At 58.9% G+C, this 16432-nt stretch carries 14 protein-coding genes and 1 riboswitch; of the genes, 8 read left to right on the top strand and 6 right to left on the bottom strand.

All coding sequences use genetic code 11. From position 1 onward, the window contains the following. Positions 1 to 71: 71 nt before the first annotated feature. A complete protein-coding gene (locus AABB31_RS07650) occupies positions 72 to 1757 on the top strand; it encodes an NAD(P)H-dependent oxidoreductase subunit E (protein ID WP_342078704.1) in 1686 nt (561 codons plus the stop codon). On the opposite strand, the gene AABB31_RS07645 is transcribed toward AABB31_RS07650, so the two are convergent. Then, positions 1754 to 2857, bottom strand: coding sequence for a hypothetical protein (locus tag AABB31_RS07645; RefSeq protein ID WP_373635591.1), 1104 nt, complete (start codon positions 2855 to 2857; stop codon positions 1754 to 1756). The genes AABB31_RS07650 and AABB31_RS07645 overlap by 4 nt on opposite strands. 72 nt (positions 2858 to 2929) lie before the next feature. On the opposite strand from AABB31_RS07645, the gene ftsY reads away from it, so the two are divergent. From ftsY to AABB31_RS07630, 3 genes are read left to right on the top strand one after another with little or no spacing between them, the layout of a single operon-like run. After that, on the top strand, positions 2930 to 4150 hold the full coding sequence (gene ftsY, locus AABB31_RS07640) for a signal recognition particle-docking protein FtsY (protein ID WP_342078707.1): 1221 nt from the start codon (positions 2930 to 2932) through the stop codon (positions 4148 to 4150). Between the two features lie 41 nt (positions 4151 to 4191). Beyond that, positions 4192 to 5094, top strand: a complete 903-nt coding sequence (locus AABB31_RS07635) for a DMT family transporter (protein ID WP_342078708.1) — start codon at positions 4192 to 4194, stop codon at positions 5092 to 5094. 12 nt (positions 5095 to 5106) lie between these two features. Further along, positions 5107 to 5718 carry an inner membrane-spanning protein YciB gene (locus AABB31_RS07630; protein WP_342078709.1) on the top strand — a complete coding sequence of 204 codons (612 nt, stop codon included), beginning with the start codon at positions 5107 to 5109 and terminating at the stop codon, positions 5716 to 5718. A gap of 72 nt (positions 5719 to 5790) precedes the next feature. Here AABB31_RS07630 and AABB31_RS07625 read toward each other — a convergent pair whose 3' ends face one another. Together AABB31_RS07625 and AABB31_RS07620 are read right to left on the bottom strand one after the other, a co-directional pair. After that, positions 5791 to 6114: a PilZ domain-containing protein gene (locus AABB31_RS07625; RefSeq protein WP_342078710.1), complete on the bottom strand. Its 324-nt coding sequence runs from the start codon at positions 6112 to 6114 to the stop codon at positions 5791 to 5793. A gap of 55 nt (positions 6115 to 6169) precedes the next feature. Next, complete coding sequence (locus AABB31_RS07620; RefSeq protein ID WP_342078711.1) at positions 6170 to 6877, bottom strand: glutathione S-transferase N-terminal domain-containing protein; 708 nt, start codon at positions 6875 to 6877, stop codon at positions 6170 to 6172. A 94-nt stretch (positions 6878 to 6971) separates the two neighbouring features. Beyond that, a riboswitch (SAM riboswitch) is annotated at positions 6972 to 7049 on the top strand. A 60-nt stretch (positions 7050 to 7109) separates the two neighbouring features. Here AABB31_RS07620 and metZ point away from each other — a divergent pair. Beyond that, a complete protein-coding gene (gene metZ / locus AABB31_RS07615) occupies positions 7110 to 8279 on the top strand; it encodes an O-succinylhomoserine sulfhydrylase (protein WP_342078712.1) in 1170 nt (389 codons plus the stop codon). Positions 8280 to 8496: 217 nt separating this feature from the next. After that, a complete protein-coding gene (gene folE2, locus AABB31_RS07610) occupies positions 8497 to 9600 on the top strand; it encodes a GTP cyclohydrolase FolE2 (RefSeq protein ID WP_342078713.1) in 1104 nt (367 codons plus the stop codon). Here folE2 and AABB31_RS07605 read toward each other — a convergent pair. Together AABB31_RS07605 and AABB31_RS07600 are read right to left on the bottom strand one after the other, a co-directional pair. Then, entirely contained in the window at positions 9580 to 10389 is an 810-nt protein-coding gene (locus tag AABB31_RS07605) for a hypothetical protein (protein ID WP_342078714.1), read from the bottom strand. The genes folE2 and AABB31_RS07605 overlap by 21 nt on opposite strands. After that, positions 10386 to 11423: a GSCFA domain-containing protein gene (locus AABB31_RS07600; protein WP_342078715.1), complete on the bottom strand. Its 1038-nt coding sequence runs from the start codon at positions 11421 to 11423 to the stop codon at positions 10386 to 10388. Before AABB31_RS07600 ends, AABB31_RS07605 begins: the two co-directional genes overlap by 4 nt. A gap of 156 nt (positions 11424 to 11579) precedes the next feature. Here AABB31_RS07600 and AABB31_RS07595 point away from each other — a divergent pair, with 156 nt between their 5' ends. Together AABB31_RS07595 and AABB31_RS07590 are read left to right on the top strand one after the other, a co-directional pair. After that, positions 11580 to 13028, top strand: a complete 1449-nt coding sequence (locus tag AABB31_RS07595) for a TrkH family potassium uptake protein (protein WP_342078716.1) — start codon at positions 11580 to 11582, stop codon at positions 13026 to 13028. Between the two features lie 35 nt (positions 13029 to 13063). Beyond that, the gene (locus AABB31_RS07590) at positions 13064 to 14620 is read left to right on the top strand and encodes a 5-guanidino-2-oxopentanoate decarboxylase (protein WP_373635792.1); all 1557 of its coding nucleotides are present in this window, start codon (positions 13064 to 13066) and stop codon (positions 14618 to 14620) included. Here AABB31_RS07590 and AABB31_RS07585 read toward each other — a convergent pair. Next, positions 14607 to 16325, bottom strand: coding sequence for a trypsin-like peptidase domain-containing protein (locus AABB31_RS07585; RefSeq protein WP_342078718.1), 1719 nt, complete (start codon positions 16323 to 16325; stop codon positions 14607 to 14609). The genes AABB31_RS07590 and AABB31_RS07585 overlap by 14 nt on opposite strands. Positions 16326 to 16432: the final 107 nt, after the last annotated feature.

Genomic DNA, 16432 nt, shown 5'->3' with positions numbered 1-16432 from the left:
GGTGTCGTTTTTAAATGGTTTGGGTCCCGACCGCCGTCTATGTTGCTGAGCAATAGAAAAAGGAACGCGCAATGGCACTTGATCAACGCGAAGGCGTCTGGAAATCGGGCAAGGGCAAGGGACGGCACACCCCAAAGGGGCGGCAGCTGGACGATGCCGCCTGGGCCGAGGTCAGGACATTGCTGGGTGATCACCCCCGTCGGAGCGACCTGCTGATCGAGTTTCTGCACCTTATCCAGGATGCTTACGGGCATCTGTCCGCCGCCCATCTACGGGCGCTGGCCGAAGAAATGCGCATGTCGCAGGCCGAAGTTTACGAGGTCGCGACCTTTTACGCCCATTTTGACGTGGTCAAGGAAGACGAAGCGCCGCCACCGCAACTGACCATCAGGGTTTGTGACAGCCTGTCATGCGAACTGGCCGGGGCGCAGCAACTGATGTCGGCCCTTCAGGATGGGCTGGATGCATCACAGGTGCGCGTCCTGCGCGCGCCATGCATGGGCCGCTGCGACACAGCGCCGGTTCTGGAACTTGGGCACAATCACGTGGACCACGCAACCGTCGCCAAGGTCGAGGCTGCGATTGCCACAGGTGACACGCATGCGCATATTCCGGACTATCAGACCTATGATGCCTATATGGCCGATGGCGGCTATCAGGTGCTGCAACAGTTGCGTGAGACCGGCAATTGGGAGGCAGTGCAAGATCAGGTTCTGGCGTCTGGCCTGCGTGGGTTGGGCGGCGCGGGCTTCCCCTCGGGTAAGAAATGGGGCTTTGTGCGCGCCAATGACGGCCCCCGCTATCTGGCCGTGAACGGGGATGAGGGCGAGCCCGGCACGTTCAAGGACCGCTATTATCTGGAACGGACGCCGCATCTTTTTCTCGAAGGCATGCTGATCGCCGCGTGGGCGGTCGAGGCCGAGACCTGTTTTATCTACATGCGCGATGAATATCCCGCAGTGCTTGCAATTCTGCGCGCGGAAATCGCGGCGCTGGAGGCTGCCGGCATTGTCGCCGAGGGGTATATTGATCTGCGCCGTGGCGCGGGGGCATATATCTGCGGCGAAGAAAGCGCGATGATCGAAAGCATCGAAGGCAAGCGCGGTATTCCCCGGCATAGGCCCCCTTTTGTTGCGCAAGTAGGGGTCTTTAACCGCCCGACGCTTGTCCACAATGTTGAAACCCTGCTTTGGGTCGCGCGCGTTTGCCGGGAAGGCCCTGATGTGCTGGGCGGAACCGAAAAGAACGGGCGCAAGGGCCTGCGGTCCTATTCGGTTTCTGGCCGGGTGGCCAAGCCGGGCGTCTATCTTTTGCCAGCAGGATCCACCATCACCGATATCATTGATGCGGCCGGGGGCATGGCGGAGGGGCATGTGTTCAAGGCTTATCAGCCGGGTGGGCCGTCCTCGGGGCTGTTGCCTGCCTCCATCAACGATGTGCCGCTGGATTTCGACACGTTGCAGCCTTTGGGAACATTCATCGGCTCGGCTGCTGTTGTTGTTCTGTCCGACAAGGACAAGGCACGCGATGCGGCTCTGAACATGTTGCGCTTTTTCGAGGATGAAAGTTGCGGGCAATGCACCCCGTGCCGGGTTGGTTGCGAAAAGGCGGTGAAACTGATGCAGGCGGATGCGTGGGACCAACCCTTGTTGGACGAGCTTTGCACCGCGATGGCGGATGCATCAATCTGCGGTCTGGGGCAGGCGGCCCCAAATCCGATCAAACTGGTGATGGCGCATTTCAAGGACGAAATCTAAGGCGATAGCGGCCAAAGACCGGCGGCCTTGCCGATCTGGTCAATCAATTCGTTGATGTTGGTATCGGGTAGCTGTGTGGTCAGCGCGTCCCAATCCGGGTCAGCCGTCCACCGGGACATCTGCATCCGGCGCATGACCGTATCGCGCGGGTAGGGGGTATCAAACAGGGCCATGATGGTGGTCAGCGCGGCGCCCTCTTGCCGTAGACCGCCATCCAGCAAAATCTGGCGCATTTGCGGGATCATTGTACCCGCGTAATTGTCGACCAGTTGTCCTGCGCCGCCATTGTAGATTTCGCCCAGCAGCATGCTGAGCAAGACCATGTCGCGCTGGGCGGCGGGACCTGCATCAAACACTGCGTCCGCCTGCTGCGGCGTTTGCCATGGGGCCCCAAAACAGGCCCATGCATTTTGCAGCATCTGCCCCCGGCGTTGATCATCCCCCGCATCCGCCCGGCGATCCGCATAGTAGCTGCGCAAGTTAGGATCTGCCGCAATCTGGTCCAACATGACCTCCCATAACGGGGGGAGCGCCTGCCATTCGTCAGACAGCGCCTTGATGGCATCATCAATCCGGGGGTCAGGCATGTCTGCGTCTTTGGGTTGCCATATCGCCCTGCGCTCCATCGGGGATTTGTCGGGGCCGCCCAATATCGCGATGGCCGCATCAATCAGGCGCAGGCGGTCACTTTGATCAAAGGCGGACAGGCCGTCGCGGTAAAGCGGCAAATAACCGGCACTTGGCATTGTCAGCATCCGCAACAGCCCGTAATTGCCGCGACTTTCACGGTCGAGCAGGCCAAGGATCTGAATATCGCGCGCGGCGGCGGGGTATGCCTCCAGCTGCTCGGTCAGCATCGCGCGGATTGCAACGCCAAACCCATATTCCTGCGCCGGGCTCGCCGATTGGTCGATGATGGGCAGGATATCAGCAGCCGTGAACGCAGAGGCGTAGAGGTTGACGGCGTCGTGATCGAACAGCTGATGGGTCTGAAACTGCACGGGCTGTTCCGGTTCGCAGACAGGGCCGGTCTGCCCCGCAGCGGGCAGGGCGGCGCCCATGCACAGCCAACCAGTCACAATTCCCGTCAATACGCGCATTTTCGATGTCATCTTTCAAATCGCCCCGATCATCGCTAGATCAAAGGCTAAGGACGAAAGGGCGGTCTCACAATGTCGTTTTTCAAGAAACTCAAGAACCGGATGTTCAAGTCATCGTCGAAGATCGACGAAGGGCTTGATGCGATTGTCAGCGACGGTGGCGAGGAAGAAGAAGTGGGACAGGCCGACCCTGCGCCGCCTGTCGCAGAGGTCGAACCGACGCCCGCGCCCGACGAAACGCCTTTTGCGGACCCCGTGCCGGATGTCACGCCGCCTGAAAGTGTTGACAACGACATCCCGGAGGTGGTGCCCGATGTGGTGGAAGAGGCCCCCGCACCGGCACCGATTGCGTTGAATGTGGATATCACGGCACCCCTCTCCGAGGATACGGCGCCTGCACCGGTTGAAAAGTCGGGCATTCTTGGCCGGATGTTCGGGCGAGGTGAGACCGAAACAGTCGTGCGCCGGACGCTGGATGACGACATGCTCGAACAGCTTGAGGAATTGCTGATTACGGCTGATATGGGCGTGGATACGGCCTTGCGCGTGACGGCCAATATGGCCGAAGGACGGCTTGGCAAGAAACTGTCAGTGCCCGAGATCAAGCAGTTGATGGCGCAGGAAGTCAGCCGGATCATGGACCCAGTTGCCCGGCCTCTGCCGCTTTATGCGAAAACGCCGCAAGTGGTGCTGGTGGTTGGGGTCAACGGATCGGGCAAGACCACGACGATTGGAAAACTGGCTAGTCAGTTCCGGGCCGCGGGCAAGAAAGTTGTGATTGCGGCGGGTGATACGTTCAGGGCTGCAGCCGTTGAACAATTGCAGGTCTGGGGTGACCGGGCCGGTGTGCCGGTTTTGACCGCACCCGAAGGGTCGGACCCTGCCAGCCTTGCCTTTGATGCGATGACCCAGGCACAGGCGGATGGCGCGGATCTGTTGATGATTGACACCGCCGGCCGGTTGCAAAACCGGGCCGACCTGATGGAGGAACTGTCGAAAATCGTCCGGGTCATTCGCAAGAAAGACCCCGACGCGCCGCATAATACCTTGCTGGTGCTGGATGCGACGACCGGACAGAATGCGGTCCAGCAGGTCAAGGTTTTTCAGGAACTGGCCGATGTGTCCGGCCTTGTGATGACCAAGCTCGATGGGACCGCCAAGGGTGGTGTTCTGGTTGCGCTGGCTGACAAGTTCGGGCTGCCGATACATGCCATCGGGGTGGGCGAGCAAATCGACGATCTGGCACCATTCGACCCCGAAGAGTTTGCCGCAGCGCTTGTCGGGCTGGAATAGGGTGTCGTGATCCTTGACCCATTTGAACGTGTGACACCCTGATGGGCGACTGGATCGTGGCGCTTGCGGGGACACCCGAGGGTGCGCGCCTTGCAACGGGTCTTGCCCTGATGTCAGCGCTGGCACATGCGGTGTTTGGTGCGTTGCAAAAGGGGCGGCATGATCCGTGGCTGACGCGCGGGGCCATCGACGGATGGCTTGCGATCCTGTCGGCCCCGATTGCGCTGTTTGTGGTCCCCTGGCCAAACTTGACGACCGGCTTGATCCTGCTGGGGGCGATCGTGGTCCATTTTGCCTATAAGGTGACGATGGCGCTGGCCTATGATCGGGCGGCCTATACGGTGGTCTACCCCGTGGTGCGTGGCACCGGGCCGCTGGTTACGGTGATCGCTGCCAGTGCAATTTTTGGCGAGATTTTCACGGGGGTACAATGGGTTGGGGTCGGCTGTTTGTCGGGGGGCATCCTGCTATTGGCATTGCGTAACCTCAAGGACGAGGTGATCGACCCGCATGCATTGCGGATTGGATTGATCTGGGCGCTTGTCTGCGGGTTCCTGACAGCCGTCTACACAACATATGACGCGTATGGCATCCGGCAGACACCGGACCCTTTCACCTTCCTGGCCTGGTTCTTTTTTGTGACCGCACTGGACTTTCCATTGCTTGCAACCTGGCGCTACCGGCGCATGGCCCGCCCGCCGGTATTGGGGCCACTTTTGTGGCGCGGGTTGGCAGGTGCGCTGATCGCATGGGTCAGCTTTGGTGGGATCATGTTGGCAACCCGGCTGGACAAGGTGGGCGAGGCTGCCGTACTGCGCGAGACATCAACTGTGTTTGCTGCATTGATTGGCTGGTTCGTTCTGGGCGAAAAAGTGGGGCCCCGCCGATTGTTTTTGATGGCGCTTATTGCACTGGGCGCCGTGATCGTTGAAATGGGAGGATAGCAAGAGGATCCGATGGCAGAGAAAACGATCAATCCGGTTTTGAAACAGGTTCTGGAACTGGGGCCAACGGTTGCCTTCTTCCTGATTTATCTGCGGATCAAGGACGATACCTTCATTTTTGGCGGCACCGAATATACCGGCTTTATCGTGGCCGCACTGATCTTTGTGCCCATCCTGCTGGCTGCGATGGCGGCATTGTGGTTCTTGACCGGTAAGTTGAGCCGGATGCAAATCTTTACGGCCTTCATGGTCATTTTTTTCGGGGGGCTGACCGCCTGGTTCAATGACGAGCGGTTCTTCAAGATGAAAACCACGATTGTCTACGGGTTCATGGCCACCATATTGGGCATTGGTCTGCTGCGCGGACAAAGCTATCTGCAATATGTCATGGACGAATTTCTGCCCATGAAACCAGAAGGCTGGATGATTTTCACCCGTCGCCTGACATTCATGTTCATCGCGCTTGCCGTTGCAAATGAGCTGATCTGGCGAACCCAATCAACCGATCTATGGGTCAAGTTGGAAACATTCGCCTTTCCCGCCGTTTTGTTTGTTTTCCTGTGGGTCCAGATAATCGGTTTGCAGAAATACCTGATCGAGGATCCCGCAACCTCTGAAGAATGACTGATGGCAAGCCAGCGGAAAGCGGTGCATTTTTGCGTTGCGTAACGTGGCAAGCGCCCGCAATCAACCGGATTACCGCATCTCGACAAACCCAACGCTGCCGCGCCGGTAGCCCGATCGCCCATCACGCCTGAAACGGAGCGTGTCGACATGATCGTCGCTTAGCTTGGGGCGAAAACTGATGCCTGCGCGCCCACCAAATGCCCATTGCACAACCGCTTCCACCCGGTGGCTGAGAACGTTGAGTTGCACCTTGTCACCCCGGCGCAAGGCCTTGGGCCCTTCCAATCGTGCGCCGTCATTGTTGATGTCCACGACACGGGCCGATTGTTCGCCGGCAGGGGTCAGCAGCGTCAGCGGGAATTGCGTATTATAGCGATGTGGGCGGTACTGCATCTTCAATCTCACATTTGATCGAAGTCAGTTTTACCCAGCCAGCGCTAACAATTCGTTACGTTTTGGGCTGAAAAAGCGTTTTTTGTGCGTTCGCGTCCTTGCGGAAATCACCGCGTTTTTCGGCCGCCAGCGCGCGTCCCCGCTGCACCCCTGGGCGGGCGCTGACCTCTTCCAGCCAGCGAGCCATATGCGGTTTGTCATCCAGCGTTTGTTGCTGACCTTCCCACAACGAGGCCCAGCCCCAGATCGACATGTCCGCGATGGAAAAGAAATCACCCGCAACAAACCGATTATCCGCAAGCTGCCGATCCAGAACGCCATAAAGCCGGGCTGTCTCGTTCCGGTAGCGATCCTTGGCGTAGGGCAGATCATTGGGTGGGTCCATCGCCGGGGCATATTTCAGAAAGTGATGGGCCTGGCCGGCCATCGGCCCCAGACCGCCCATCTGCCACATCAGCCACTGATCCACCAACAATCCATCCCGCTCCGATTTGCCGTAGAACTGACCGGTCTTGCGGGCCAGATATTGCAGGATGGCACCGGATTCGAAAATGGAGACAGGGTCACCACCCGGCCCGTCATGGTCCACAATTGCAGGCATTCTGTTGTTTGGCGCAATCTTAAGGAAATCCGGTTTGAACTGGTCGCCAGCGCCAATATCCACAAGGTGCAACTTATAGGGCAGGCCCATCTCTTCCAATGCGATAGAGATTTTCCAGCCATTGGGTGTGGGCCAGAAATAGAGATCAATGGGCTGTTGCATGGGCTGTCCTTTGTGAAGTCTGGCCGCAGAATGGCAGCGTTCGCGCAAAGAACAAGCCCGCGTCAGGATTGACTGCGTGATTGGCTGGGCGTATGGCTCACGTCGTGGTGATTTGTTACCGGATTGCAGGCCACGTTAAATATGCTGCTAAAGAGGATGCGGGATTGACCCCGATACCTTTTCCCGGTGTCGGGGTTTTTTAATGCGCCACAAGCGGCGCGAGGGATAAGATATGAAGACGTGGAAAAAGCGGACCAAGGCGGTCCATGCAGGCATCCGCCGTAGCCAGTATAACGAGGTCAGTGAGGCGATCTACCTGACCCAAGGTTTCGTTTACGAGACGGCCGAAGCAGCCGAGGCGCGGTTTATTCAGGCGGGCGATGACGAATTTATCTATGCCCGCTACGGCAATCCGACCGTTGCGATGTTCGAAGACCGGATCGCGGCCCTTGAGGGGGCCGAGGATGCGTTTGCCACCGCATCTGGCATGGCGGCGGTCAATGGCGCGTTGACCGCTATGTTGCGGGCGGGCGATCACGTTGTGTCGGCGCGGGCGCTCTTTGGGTCCTGCCTGTATATTCTTGAGGAAATCCTGCCCCGTTTCGGTGTCCATGTGACATTCGTTGACGGCACTGATCTGGATGCATGGAAGGCCGCGATCAAGCCCGAGACCAAGGCGGTCTTTTTCGAAAGCATCGCGAACCCGACCCTTGATGTGGTTGATATCAAATCCGTTTCAAAACTCGCGCATGCCGTGGATGCCACCGTGATTGTGGATAATGTGTTTGCGACGCCGGTCTTTTCCGATGCAATTGCGCAAGGGGCTGATGTGGTTGTCTATTCGGCCACCAAACATATTGACGGACAGGGCCGGGCGCTGGGCGGGGTCATTTTGGGAGCGCGCGACTTTATTCGCGGCACCGTTGAACCCTATATGAAACATACCGGCGGTTCGATGTCGCCGTTCACCGCGTGGTTGATGCTTAAGGGGCTTGAGACCATCGAATTGCGCGTGCGTGCGCAGGCCGCGACGGCGCAGCGGCTGGCCGAGGCGCTTGAGGCTGACGGCACGCTTGGCAATGTGATCTACCCGGGTCTGGCGAGCCACTCGCAACATGCGTTGGTTGCAGCACAAATGGGTGCGGGCGGGACCGTGATTGCGATTGATGCAGGCAGTCAGGACGCGGCGTTCAAGCTATTGAACAAGCTGGAGGTTTTCGTGATTTCCAACAATCTGGGTGATGCGAAATCAATCGCCACCCATCCGGCAACCACGACCCATCAACGACTGCCGGTGGAAACACGTGCATCACTGGGGATCACGCCCGGTCTGATCCGATTGAGCATTGGTCTGGAAGATGCAGATGATCTGTTGGCTGATTTGCGGGGGGCCATCGGATAACGAATTGTCGCGCGCCCTGTGGCGCGCGGATCGGCTAGATCACCCGGTTTGGCGAAAGCCAGAAAATGTTTTATCATTCAGAAAGTTAGACCATGCGGATACACTCTTTATGACAAAACCTCCCGGCAATTTGTTGCGTGTTTACCAAGATATTGTTGGAAAAACCGCGGGCGCGCCCCATCTTGGGAGTTCTGAGGCACCAGAGGGGCGCACCGACATGAATATTCACTCACCCGATATGGACCGCGAGCCTACCCGGCAAGAGGCTGAGGCGGCGCTCGCCCTGCTGCGGCGCTGGGCGGACGATGTCAGCCCCGAAGAGGTTGCGACGCTTGATCCGCTGGTGTCGCGTCTGATCCCCGGACAAGAGGTGTCCAATTACCCTGCGCTGGCGCGTGCCTACCCGGATGCGTTCGAGGTGGATGAGGCCTATCGCGCGTCGATGCCTGACCTTCAAAATGGACCGTCCAGCCTGATCAAGGGCGCGAAACAGCAAATCCAGCATGTGGGTATCTCGAATTTCCGCCTGCCGATCCGCTTTCACACCCGTGACAACGGCGATCTGACGCTGGAGACATCCGTGACCGGCACCGTATCGCTTGAGGCGGAAAAGAAGGGCATCAACATGTCCCGCATCATGCGGACATTTTACAAGCATGCCGAAGAGACATTCAGCTTTGAAGTGATCGCGCAGGCGCTCGACGCGTACAAGACCGATCTGGAAAGCTTTGATGCGCGCATCCAGATGCGGTTCAGTTTCCCGATGAAGGTGGACAGCCTGCGGTCGGGGTTGTCGGGCTATCAATATTACGACATCGCACTGGAACTGGTTGAAAGCGCAGGCGTGCGCAAGAAAATCGTGCATCTGGATTATGTCTATTCCTCGACCTGCCCATGCTCGCTTGAATTGTCTGAACATGCCCGCCAGTTCCGCGGCCAGCTGGCAACGCCGCATTCGCAGCGATCGGTTGCGCGGATATCGGTAGTGCTGGATGATAACGCAGGTCTGATGTGGTTCGAGGACCTGATTGACCGGGCAAGATCCGCAGTGCCAACCGAAACGCAAGTGATGGTCAAACGCGAGGACGAGCAGGCATTTGCCGAGCTTAACGCAGCCAACCCGATCTTTGTGGAAGATGCTGCGCGTCTGTTCACCGAACAATTGCAGCTTGATCCGCGCGTCTCTGATTTCCGGGTTATTGCAAGCCATCAGGAAAGCCTGCACAGCCATGACGCCGTTTCCGTCCTGACCGAAGGTGACACATTCGCATCCGAAAGCATGGACCCGCGTCTGTTTGCGTCACTCTTCCACGTGGGCTAGGGCCGCGCTGATCTGGTCCAGCACAGCCTCGCCATAAAGCCGGTTACCATGCATGATATCGCCATCGGGCTGCGGTGTCTTCCCGTCGGCGGTCAGCCTGATTGCACCCAACACATATGCCTCGCGGGTCAGCAGATGTCGTTCGATTGTTTGGCTTGGCTGGGGCAGATAGGCCACGTCGTGTTCAGCAAAATATGATCTGGTCAATGTCTCGAACCGGCGCGACAGGTGCTGTGCGTCCGCCTTTCGAATAGCCCATTTCTGCGCGATCAACTTGTGACGGCGCATTTCCATCAATTCGCTGCTGGGGCGCGGCGCGCTGGAGAGCATGATTGGCTTATCACTGACCGCCCGCAGGGCACGGGCCAATTCGCCCCCGACAGCATTTGCCACGCGATATTGCAGCAGCGCATCCAGCATCGCCTCGGAGATCAGCGCGTATCCGGCATCGGGTCCGGGTTTCTTGCGCTTGACCGACCGCAGCGCGCACCAGCGGGCCTGTCCATAGATATGCCCGATCATATGGGGGCCGATATGGCAGCCGATCAATGCAAAGGCGTCAAAGCTGTGCAGGTCAAGCGTATCGGCTCCCGCGGTCATCTGAAAATAGCCAGCCAGCTTGGACGTCGCCGGATGCATGACCCCATCCACAATCCGATGCGCCAGCAAATGCTGCCCGGTCGCCCCGACAAAGGTCACATCCAGATCAGGCCAGCGTCCGGGTTCCGACTGATACGCCAGACGGGGGGCCGCGATATGCGAGGTGCCAAAGATACAGAGACGTGTCACGGGGCGAAGGCCTGCAGCAGGATGTCTTCGCAGGCCAGGTCATCTTCGTCCGTATCGGCATCGGTTTGAGGCGCGCTGAGGTTGGGAAGGCCATGGGCGGTGAAAAAATATCGCATCACATGTTCGACCCCCTCGGGGCGCACATGACGCCCGGTGGCGCCGAACCAAGGGCCGCCGCAACTGCTGGATGTGACGATTTCATAGGCTGGAAAATAGTCCGCGTCCGCGTGTTCCTGCACGTTTTCATCAACAGCCGCGCGCAATGTGGACTTGGCGGCGCTGGTGGCCGTCAAAACATGTGCGGCGCGGGCGGTCGCGGTCAGCGGCACGGGTGACAAGGTCAGCAGGATTTTCATGGTTGGCTGGAAGTGGTGCAAAAGGTCCCGGATCGCCGTGAGATCCGCCAGAACCTCGGCATGTTTAAAGCAATGCAGCCGGTGCTGTGTGTCGTCAAACGTTCCCGCAATCACGCCAGGACAGACGGGCAGGGTGCGGCCTGTTGCTTGATCAACCCATGCCTCGGCCAGGCCAAGGGTAAAGATGAACAGGTCGGCCTGCCGCAGCATCTGGCCCACTCTTTCAAGATGGTAGTGGCGGTGTACAAGCACATCGTCGGCCGTTTCCAGCCCGATCGGTTCGACGCCCGGACGCAATGCATCAAAAAATCGCCCATCCTTTTGCCATACGAGGCCCGGATCAACCGCCCCGTTTTGCACGTCCTGCAGCAGTTCGCGCAATTGGCGGGGTGTGTAGATGTTGCCGTAACGGGCGCTGAACATCTCGTAGCCGAACTGGCGCGCAATCTCGGCGGGCATGCGGCGGATGGGTGGTTCTATATCAAGCAGGTTGCAGTCGGCGGCACGCAGGGCGCGACCGATATGCTGGGCAAAGCAACTGCCTGCGGTGGCAATGGCCGTCTCGGGCGTGATCGTAAACCGGGGTTGATAGAGACCTGTCAGCAGCCCGCTATCATCGGGCCGTGTCCCGCTGCGCCAAAAGGCGCGGGGTGGCATGGATTGGTAGGGGTGGGGCATCAGGCTCAAGCTCCGGTGACGGTGGTGCCCGTCCATTGGAAACATTCCTTGCCACCAAGTAAAGCGCCCCAATAAGGGCCTATTCGGACACAAACGGACATCACTGCAGTTGCACCGGTTCTTGACACGACCCGACAGGCAAGCCAACCCTGCGCCATGCTTGATTTGCGCCCTGTGGGATATGTCATTGGTCTGCTTGTGGCGGCGCTTGGGATTACCATGTTTGCCCCGATGGTTGCTGACCTGATGGCAGAGAACGGGCATTGGTTCGTCTTTTTTGAAAGCGCCGTGATTACGATCCTGATCGGTGGCTTGATGGCGATTGCCTGCGCCAATGGGGTATCTGCGGGTCTGTCACTGCGACAGACATTCCTGCTGACCTCGCTGGTGTGGCTTATGCTGCCTTTCTTCGGGGCGATCCCGTTTGTGTTGGGCGCCACGGAATCGACGCTGACGGATGCCTTTTTCGAGGCGATGTCGGGCCTGACCACAACCGGTGCGACGGCCATCAGCGGGCTGGAGGCGCTGCCCGACGGTCTGAAGCTGTGGCGCGGGATCCTGCAATGGCTGGGCGGGGTCGGCATTATCGTTGTCGCAATGGTGTTCCTACCCGAATTGCGGGTTGGGGGGATGCAGATTTTTAGGTCAGAAGCCTTTGATACAATGGGAAAAATTCTGCCGCGCGCGGGTGAGATCGCCAGCAATATCTCGGTGATCTATGTCAGTCTGACCATCGCCTGCATGCTGTCCTATTCGGCGTTGGGGATGTCCTCCTTTGATGCCATCACCCATGCGATGACCACCGTATCAACTGGCGGCATGGCAAATTACGACAGCTCTTTTGGGGCGTTCGGACCGGGGGTGCATTACGCTGCCGTGGTTTTCATGATCCTCGCGGCTTTGCCATTTGTGCGCTACGTCCAGTTTTTGGCAGGCACCGCGCAACCGCTCTTGCGCGACAGCCAGATCAGGGTCTTTTTCCTCGTGATCGGTTTTTGCGTTCTGTTGATTGCATCATGGCTGTGGGGACGGGACGGCGCAGTTACCGAACAGGCCTTTCGGCGGACATTGTTCAACGTCACGTCAATCATCACCGGCACAGGATATGCCAACGCCGATTATATGGCCTGGGGTACATTCCCTGTTGTGATGTTCTTTTTTATCGGGCTGGTCGGTGGCTGCGCGGGGTCAACGGCCTGTTCGGTCAAGATTTTCCGCTATCAGTTGCTGTTTGCCTCGATCAAAAGCCAGATCCGCCAGATCCATTCGCCCCATGGCCTGTTCACCCCCCGCTACGAGGGGCGGCCGATTGGTGACGATGTTCTGAACTCGGTTGTGGCCTTCTTTGTGGCCTTCGTGCTCTCATTGGGCGGCGTGGCGGTGCTGTTAAGTCTGACCGGGCTCGATTTCATCACCTCGATTTCGGGGGCTGCATCGGCATTGGCCAATATCGGGCCGGGACTGGGGCTGGAGATCGGCCCAGCAGGCAACTATGCCAATATCAACGATACGGCCAAATGGATTTTGGCGCTGGCAATGCTGGTGGGGCGGCTTGAGATCATGGTTGTGATCACCATTCTATCCGTCAAATTCTGGAGAACCTGATGACGACACGGCCTTTGGGTGCGCAAATCTCGCATATGCTGAAAGATCGCGGGGTTGATGTTATTTTTGGCATTCCCGGCGTGCATAACCAAGAGATGTATCGCGGAATCGAAGAGGCCGGGTTGCGCCATGTGCTGGCACGGCACGAACAGGGCGCGGGGTTCATGGCCGACGGTTATGCCCGTGCGACGGGTAAGCCGGGGGTGGCTTATGTGATCACCGGGCCGGGGCTGTGCAATATCATGACACCGATGGGGCAGGCCTATTCGGACAGTGTGCCGATGCTGGTGATATCTTCTTGCTTGGATGAGACCGCAGCGACACGCGGTCAGTTGCATCAGATGAAGGATCAGGAGGGGGCGGCAACGACCGTCTGTGACTGGTCCGAGACGGCGCAAACACCGGCGGCCGCCTATGGGCTGATTGATCGGGCGTTGACGGAAATGCAAACAGGCGTTCCGCTGCCGAAACATATTCAAGTGCCAATCGCGCAACTGGAGGCGCAGGCCCCTGCTGTGCCAGCCCGCGCGGATGAATGGCCCCACCGCATGGAGGCCGCGTCGCTGCAGCGGATTGCCCTGATTGATCGGATCAAGGCCTCGCGGCGACCCTTGTTCATTTTTGGCGGCGGGGCGCGGCACGGTGTTGACCAATGGCTCCCGCATTTTCTGCGCCTGAATGCGGCGTCGTTCACGACATATGCAGGGCGCGGTATTATTCCGGATGAGAGCCCGTTGCATTTTGGCGCAACGCTCGCCCGCCCGGGAAGTGCGGATGTAATCGGCTCTGCCGATCTGGTTGTGGCGGTCGGGACGCGCCTGTCAGAAGTGGATCTTTGGCGTGAACATCTTGGTCACACCGCCCCATTGGTGCGGATCGACATTGACCCGGAATGCCTGACAGACCGTCACGATGCGGATATCCGCATCCTTGCAGACGCATCGGCGCATTTGACCGAATGTCTGACCCAGATCGAGGGTGGCGAAACCACCTGGACGGCCACAGAGGTTGCCAGCCAGCGCGCAAAATGGCGTGCTGAAATCGACGCCGAGCGCCCCGGTATCCTTCCTGTTGCCGATGCTTTGAAAAATGCGCTGCCTGCCGAGACGATGATCTATTCCGACATGACCCAATTCGCCTATGCGGCGAAAGAGGTCTACCCGATGGATCGCCCCGGCCATTGGCATCATCCTTATGGCTTCGGCACGTTGGGCTATGCGCTGCCTGCAGCAATTGGCGGCAAGGTCGGGGTCGGTGACGCGCCTGTGATCGCGATTCTGGGCGACTATGGGTTTCAATATACGGTGCAGGAACTGGCTGTGGCGGTAGAGCTGGGGCTAAGCTTGCCCATTATCATCTGGGACAATGGCAAGCTGGGCGAGATTGAGGACAGCATGGTGCGCGCCCAGATTGCGCCGAATGCGGTCGTCCAACGCAATCCGGATTTTTGCAAGCTGGCAGAGGCATATGGGGCCGCGGCCACCGCGCCGCGCGATCTGGTCGCATTTCAAAACGCGATCAAGGATGCGCTGGCGGCCAACAGGCCGACCATCATCCATGTGAAATCCGATATCGCGTTTACCAGCAGCTGACCAGAACAGTGATATCGGCGGCCTTGCGGGTCAGTGCAACGGGCGAAATCGGGCTGCCGGTCTCGGTCACCTCGGCGGTGACACCTTGGGCTGCCAGGACATCAACGATCTGCTGCGCGTCCAGCGAGAAATTCACATCCGCCGGAAGCACTTGCGCGTCGCCATCCACCCGTGGCGCCAACATGCCCAGAACGGCACCGGCATCGTCAAAGACGGGCCCGCCGACATCACCGGGTTGGGGCAGAATGGACAAGCGCTTGAAGCGGTTATCGCCCGTCAGGCTGCGGATATCCTCGACCTGACCAAAGGTCAGGGTCGGGGCGCCCAATGCGCCATTATAGGGATAACCCGCCACGGCGACCCGGTCTTGCAGGCGGGGCACATTCACATCGAACTGCGCGACGCTGATCGGGGCAATCGGATCGACAGGGCGCAGGATCGCGATATCCAGCGCGGGATCGGCAAACAGTAGCGCTGCCTCGTTGTCGCGGTCATAGGTGATGCGGGTGCATTCGGCGACGGCCTTGGCAGTGGTCACGACAGTGCCGTCAGATGCGACGTAAAAGCCCGATTGCGAAAATTCCGGCTGCCTGACCGCAAGGCCGGACACCAGATCAATCGCCTGATCCTCGCCCGGGGGAACGATGGCCGGGTCCAATGTGCCGTCCAGAACCTCAAAACTGGCCTGCATTTCTTCCAAAATGCGGGATCTGCGCCCTTCGTCGCCTTCTGGCCAGACCAGCGTAAATCCCTTGATCGCACCATCGCGCAACGTCGCGGTGGTGTAGGAATGAATGCCATCACCGATCCCTTCAATCACAAAGCTGTTGCGATTTCGGCTACGCGGACCTTCGGGGGGGACGATATCAAGGATCTGGAACACTTCATAAAGGCCGACCATTTTGCCTTCGTCACCCGCCTGGCTGATAAACAGAACCTGCGCCTGGGGGATGTCGCCGCTGGGGCCGAATTTGACGAACGGTGGCTGATATTCGTCAAACGCAACCACATCGGTGGGAATGATCATCTGGATGCCGGATGCATCATCGCGGACCAGCCGCATATTCATGCCATCCAGAACGCTGTTATACTGATCCATCAATATGGCCCGCTGGCGGGTCGTCAGGATGCCGGTGGCCTCTTGGGCGTTTGCAAATTGCCAGGCCTCCATCGCACGTCTTGTACCGCGCCCGAATGATCCATCAATCGCCGCATCATAGAAACCGGCCCATTTCAGGGCGACCTGAAGCGCCTCCCGCTCTGGACGGGTCAGGGTGGCTTCGGAGGTGCGGGCCTCTGCAACTGTTTCATCGGGTGCGGCCACGGGATCAACCGGCAAGGCAGGCACCGGATCCTGCGGGGGGCGGATCGCCTGAGCGTTGCCGCCGCCGATTGGCCAATATTGCTGTTTGAAGAACTGCCCGTTTTTGACAAAGCTGTCCGGCGGAATGGCGCGTTGGGCCAGCAGATTGCGCAGGGCGACCGTGGCCGCCGCTTCGGTGAAGGGGCCGATGACGATACCGTAAAAGCCATCGCCAAGATAAAAGCCATTCACGTTCTCAAGCCTGCGCGCATATGCGCTGGCCCGTTCCTGTGCGCTGCTCAACGTCTGACGGGCCTCGATTTGAACCCAGAAATTGTCCTGCGCGAGGGCCTTGCCCGCCAGCAGGCAGGTCAAAAGAATGACTATCAGTCGTCTGATCATAAGGGCCCCGGTCACATGTTTTCTGCTGGCTAGCCGACGGGCTGCCAGCATCACAAGATGCAAAGCAACTCCCGCGTGATTTTTTGCAAAACTGTCGATTGCCCGCA

The organism is Yoonia sp. SS1-5 (assembly GCF_038443705.2).
GTDB classification, from domain to species: Bacteria; Pseudomonadota; Alphaproteobacteria; order Rhodobacterales; family Rhodobacteraceae; genus Yoonia; species Yoonia rhodophyticola.
Note: the sequence above shows the minus strand (reverse complement) of the source record. Positions and strands in the feature narration are given on the sequence as shown.

What these genes read in the sequence shown, in the direction of transcription:
- folE2 (WP_342078713.1), top strand. Translation starts at nt 8,497, where the DNA reads ATGAATATTCACTCACCCGATATGGACCGCGAGCCTACCCGGCAAGAG.
- AABB31_RS07590 (WP_373635792.1), top strand. Translation starts at nt 13,064, where the DNA reads ATGCTGAAAGATCGCGGGGTTGATGTTATTTTTGGCATTCCCGGCGTG.
- AABB31_RS07635 (WP_342078708.1), top strand. Translation starts at nt 4,192, where the DNA reads ATGGGCGACTGGATCGTGGCGCTTGCGGGGACACCCGAGGGTGCGCGC.
- AABB31_RS07600 (WP_342078715.1), bottom strand. Translation starts at nt 11,423, where the DNA reads ATGCCCCACCCCTACCAATCCATGCCACCCCGCGCCTTTTGGCGCAGC.
- ftsY (WP_342078707.1), top strand. Translation starts at nt 2,930, where the DNA reads ATGTCGTTTTTCAAGAAACTCAAGAACCGGATGTTCAAGTCATCGTCG.
- AABB31_RS07625 (WP_342078710.1), bottom strand. Translation starts at nt 6,114, where the DNA reads ATGCAGTACCGCCCACATCGCTATAATACGCAATTCCCGCTGACGCTG.
- AABB31_RS07645 (WP_373635591.1), bottom strand. Translation starts at nt 2,857, where the DNA reads ATGCGCGTATTGACGGGAATTGTGACTGGTTGGCTGTGCATGGGCGCC.
- AABB31_RS07585 (WP_342078718.1), bottom strand. Translation starts at nt 16,325, where the DNA reads ATGATCAGACGACTGATAGTCATTCTTTTGACCTGCCTGCTGGCGGGC.
- metZ (WP_342078712.1), top strand. Translation starts at nt 7,110, where the DNA reads ATGAAGACGTGGAAAAAGCGGACCAAGGCGGTCCATGCAGGCATCCGC.
- AABB31_RS07650 (WP_342078704.1), top strand. Translation starts at nt 72, where the DNA reads ATGGCACTTGATCAACGCGAAGGCGTCTGGAAATCGGGCAAGGGCAAG.
- AABB31_RS07595 (WP_342078716.1), top strand. Translation starts at nt 11,580, where the DNA reads ATGCTTGATTTGCGCCCTGTGGGATATGTCATTGGTCTGCTTGTGGCG.
- AABB31_RS07630 (WP_342078709.1), top strand. Translation starts at nt 5,107, where the DNA reads ATGGCAGAGAAAACGATCAATCCGGTTTTGAAACAGGTTCTGGAACTG.
- AABB31_RS07620 (WP_342078711.1), bottom strand. Translation starts at nt 6,877, where the DNA reads ATGCAACAGCCCATTGATCTCTATTTCTGGCCCACACCCAATGGCTGG.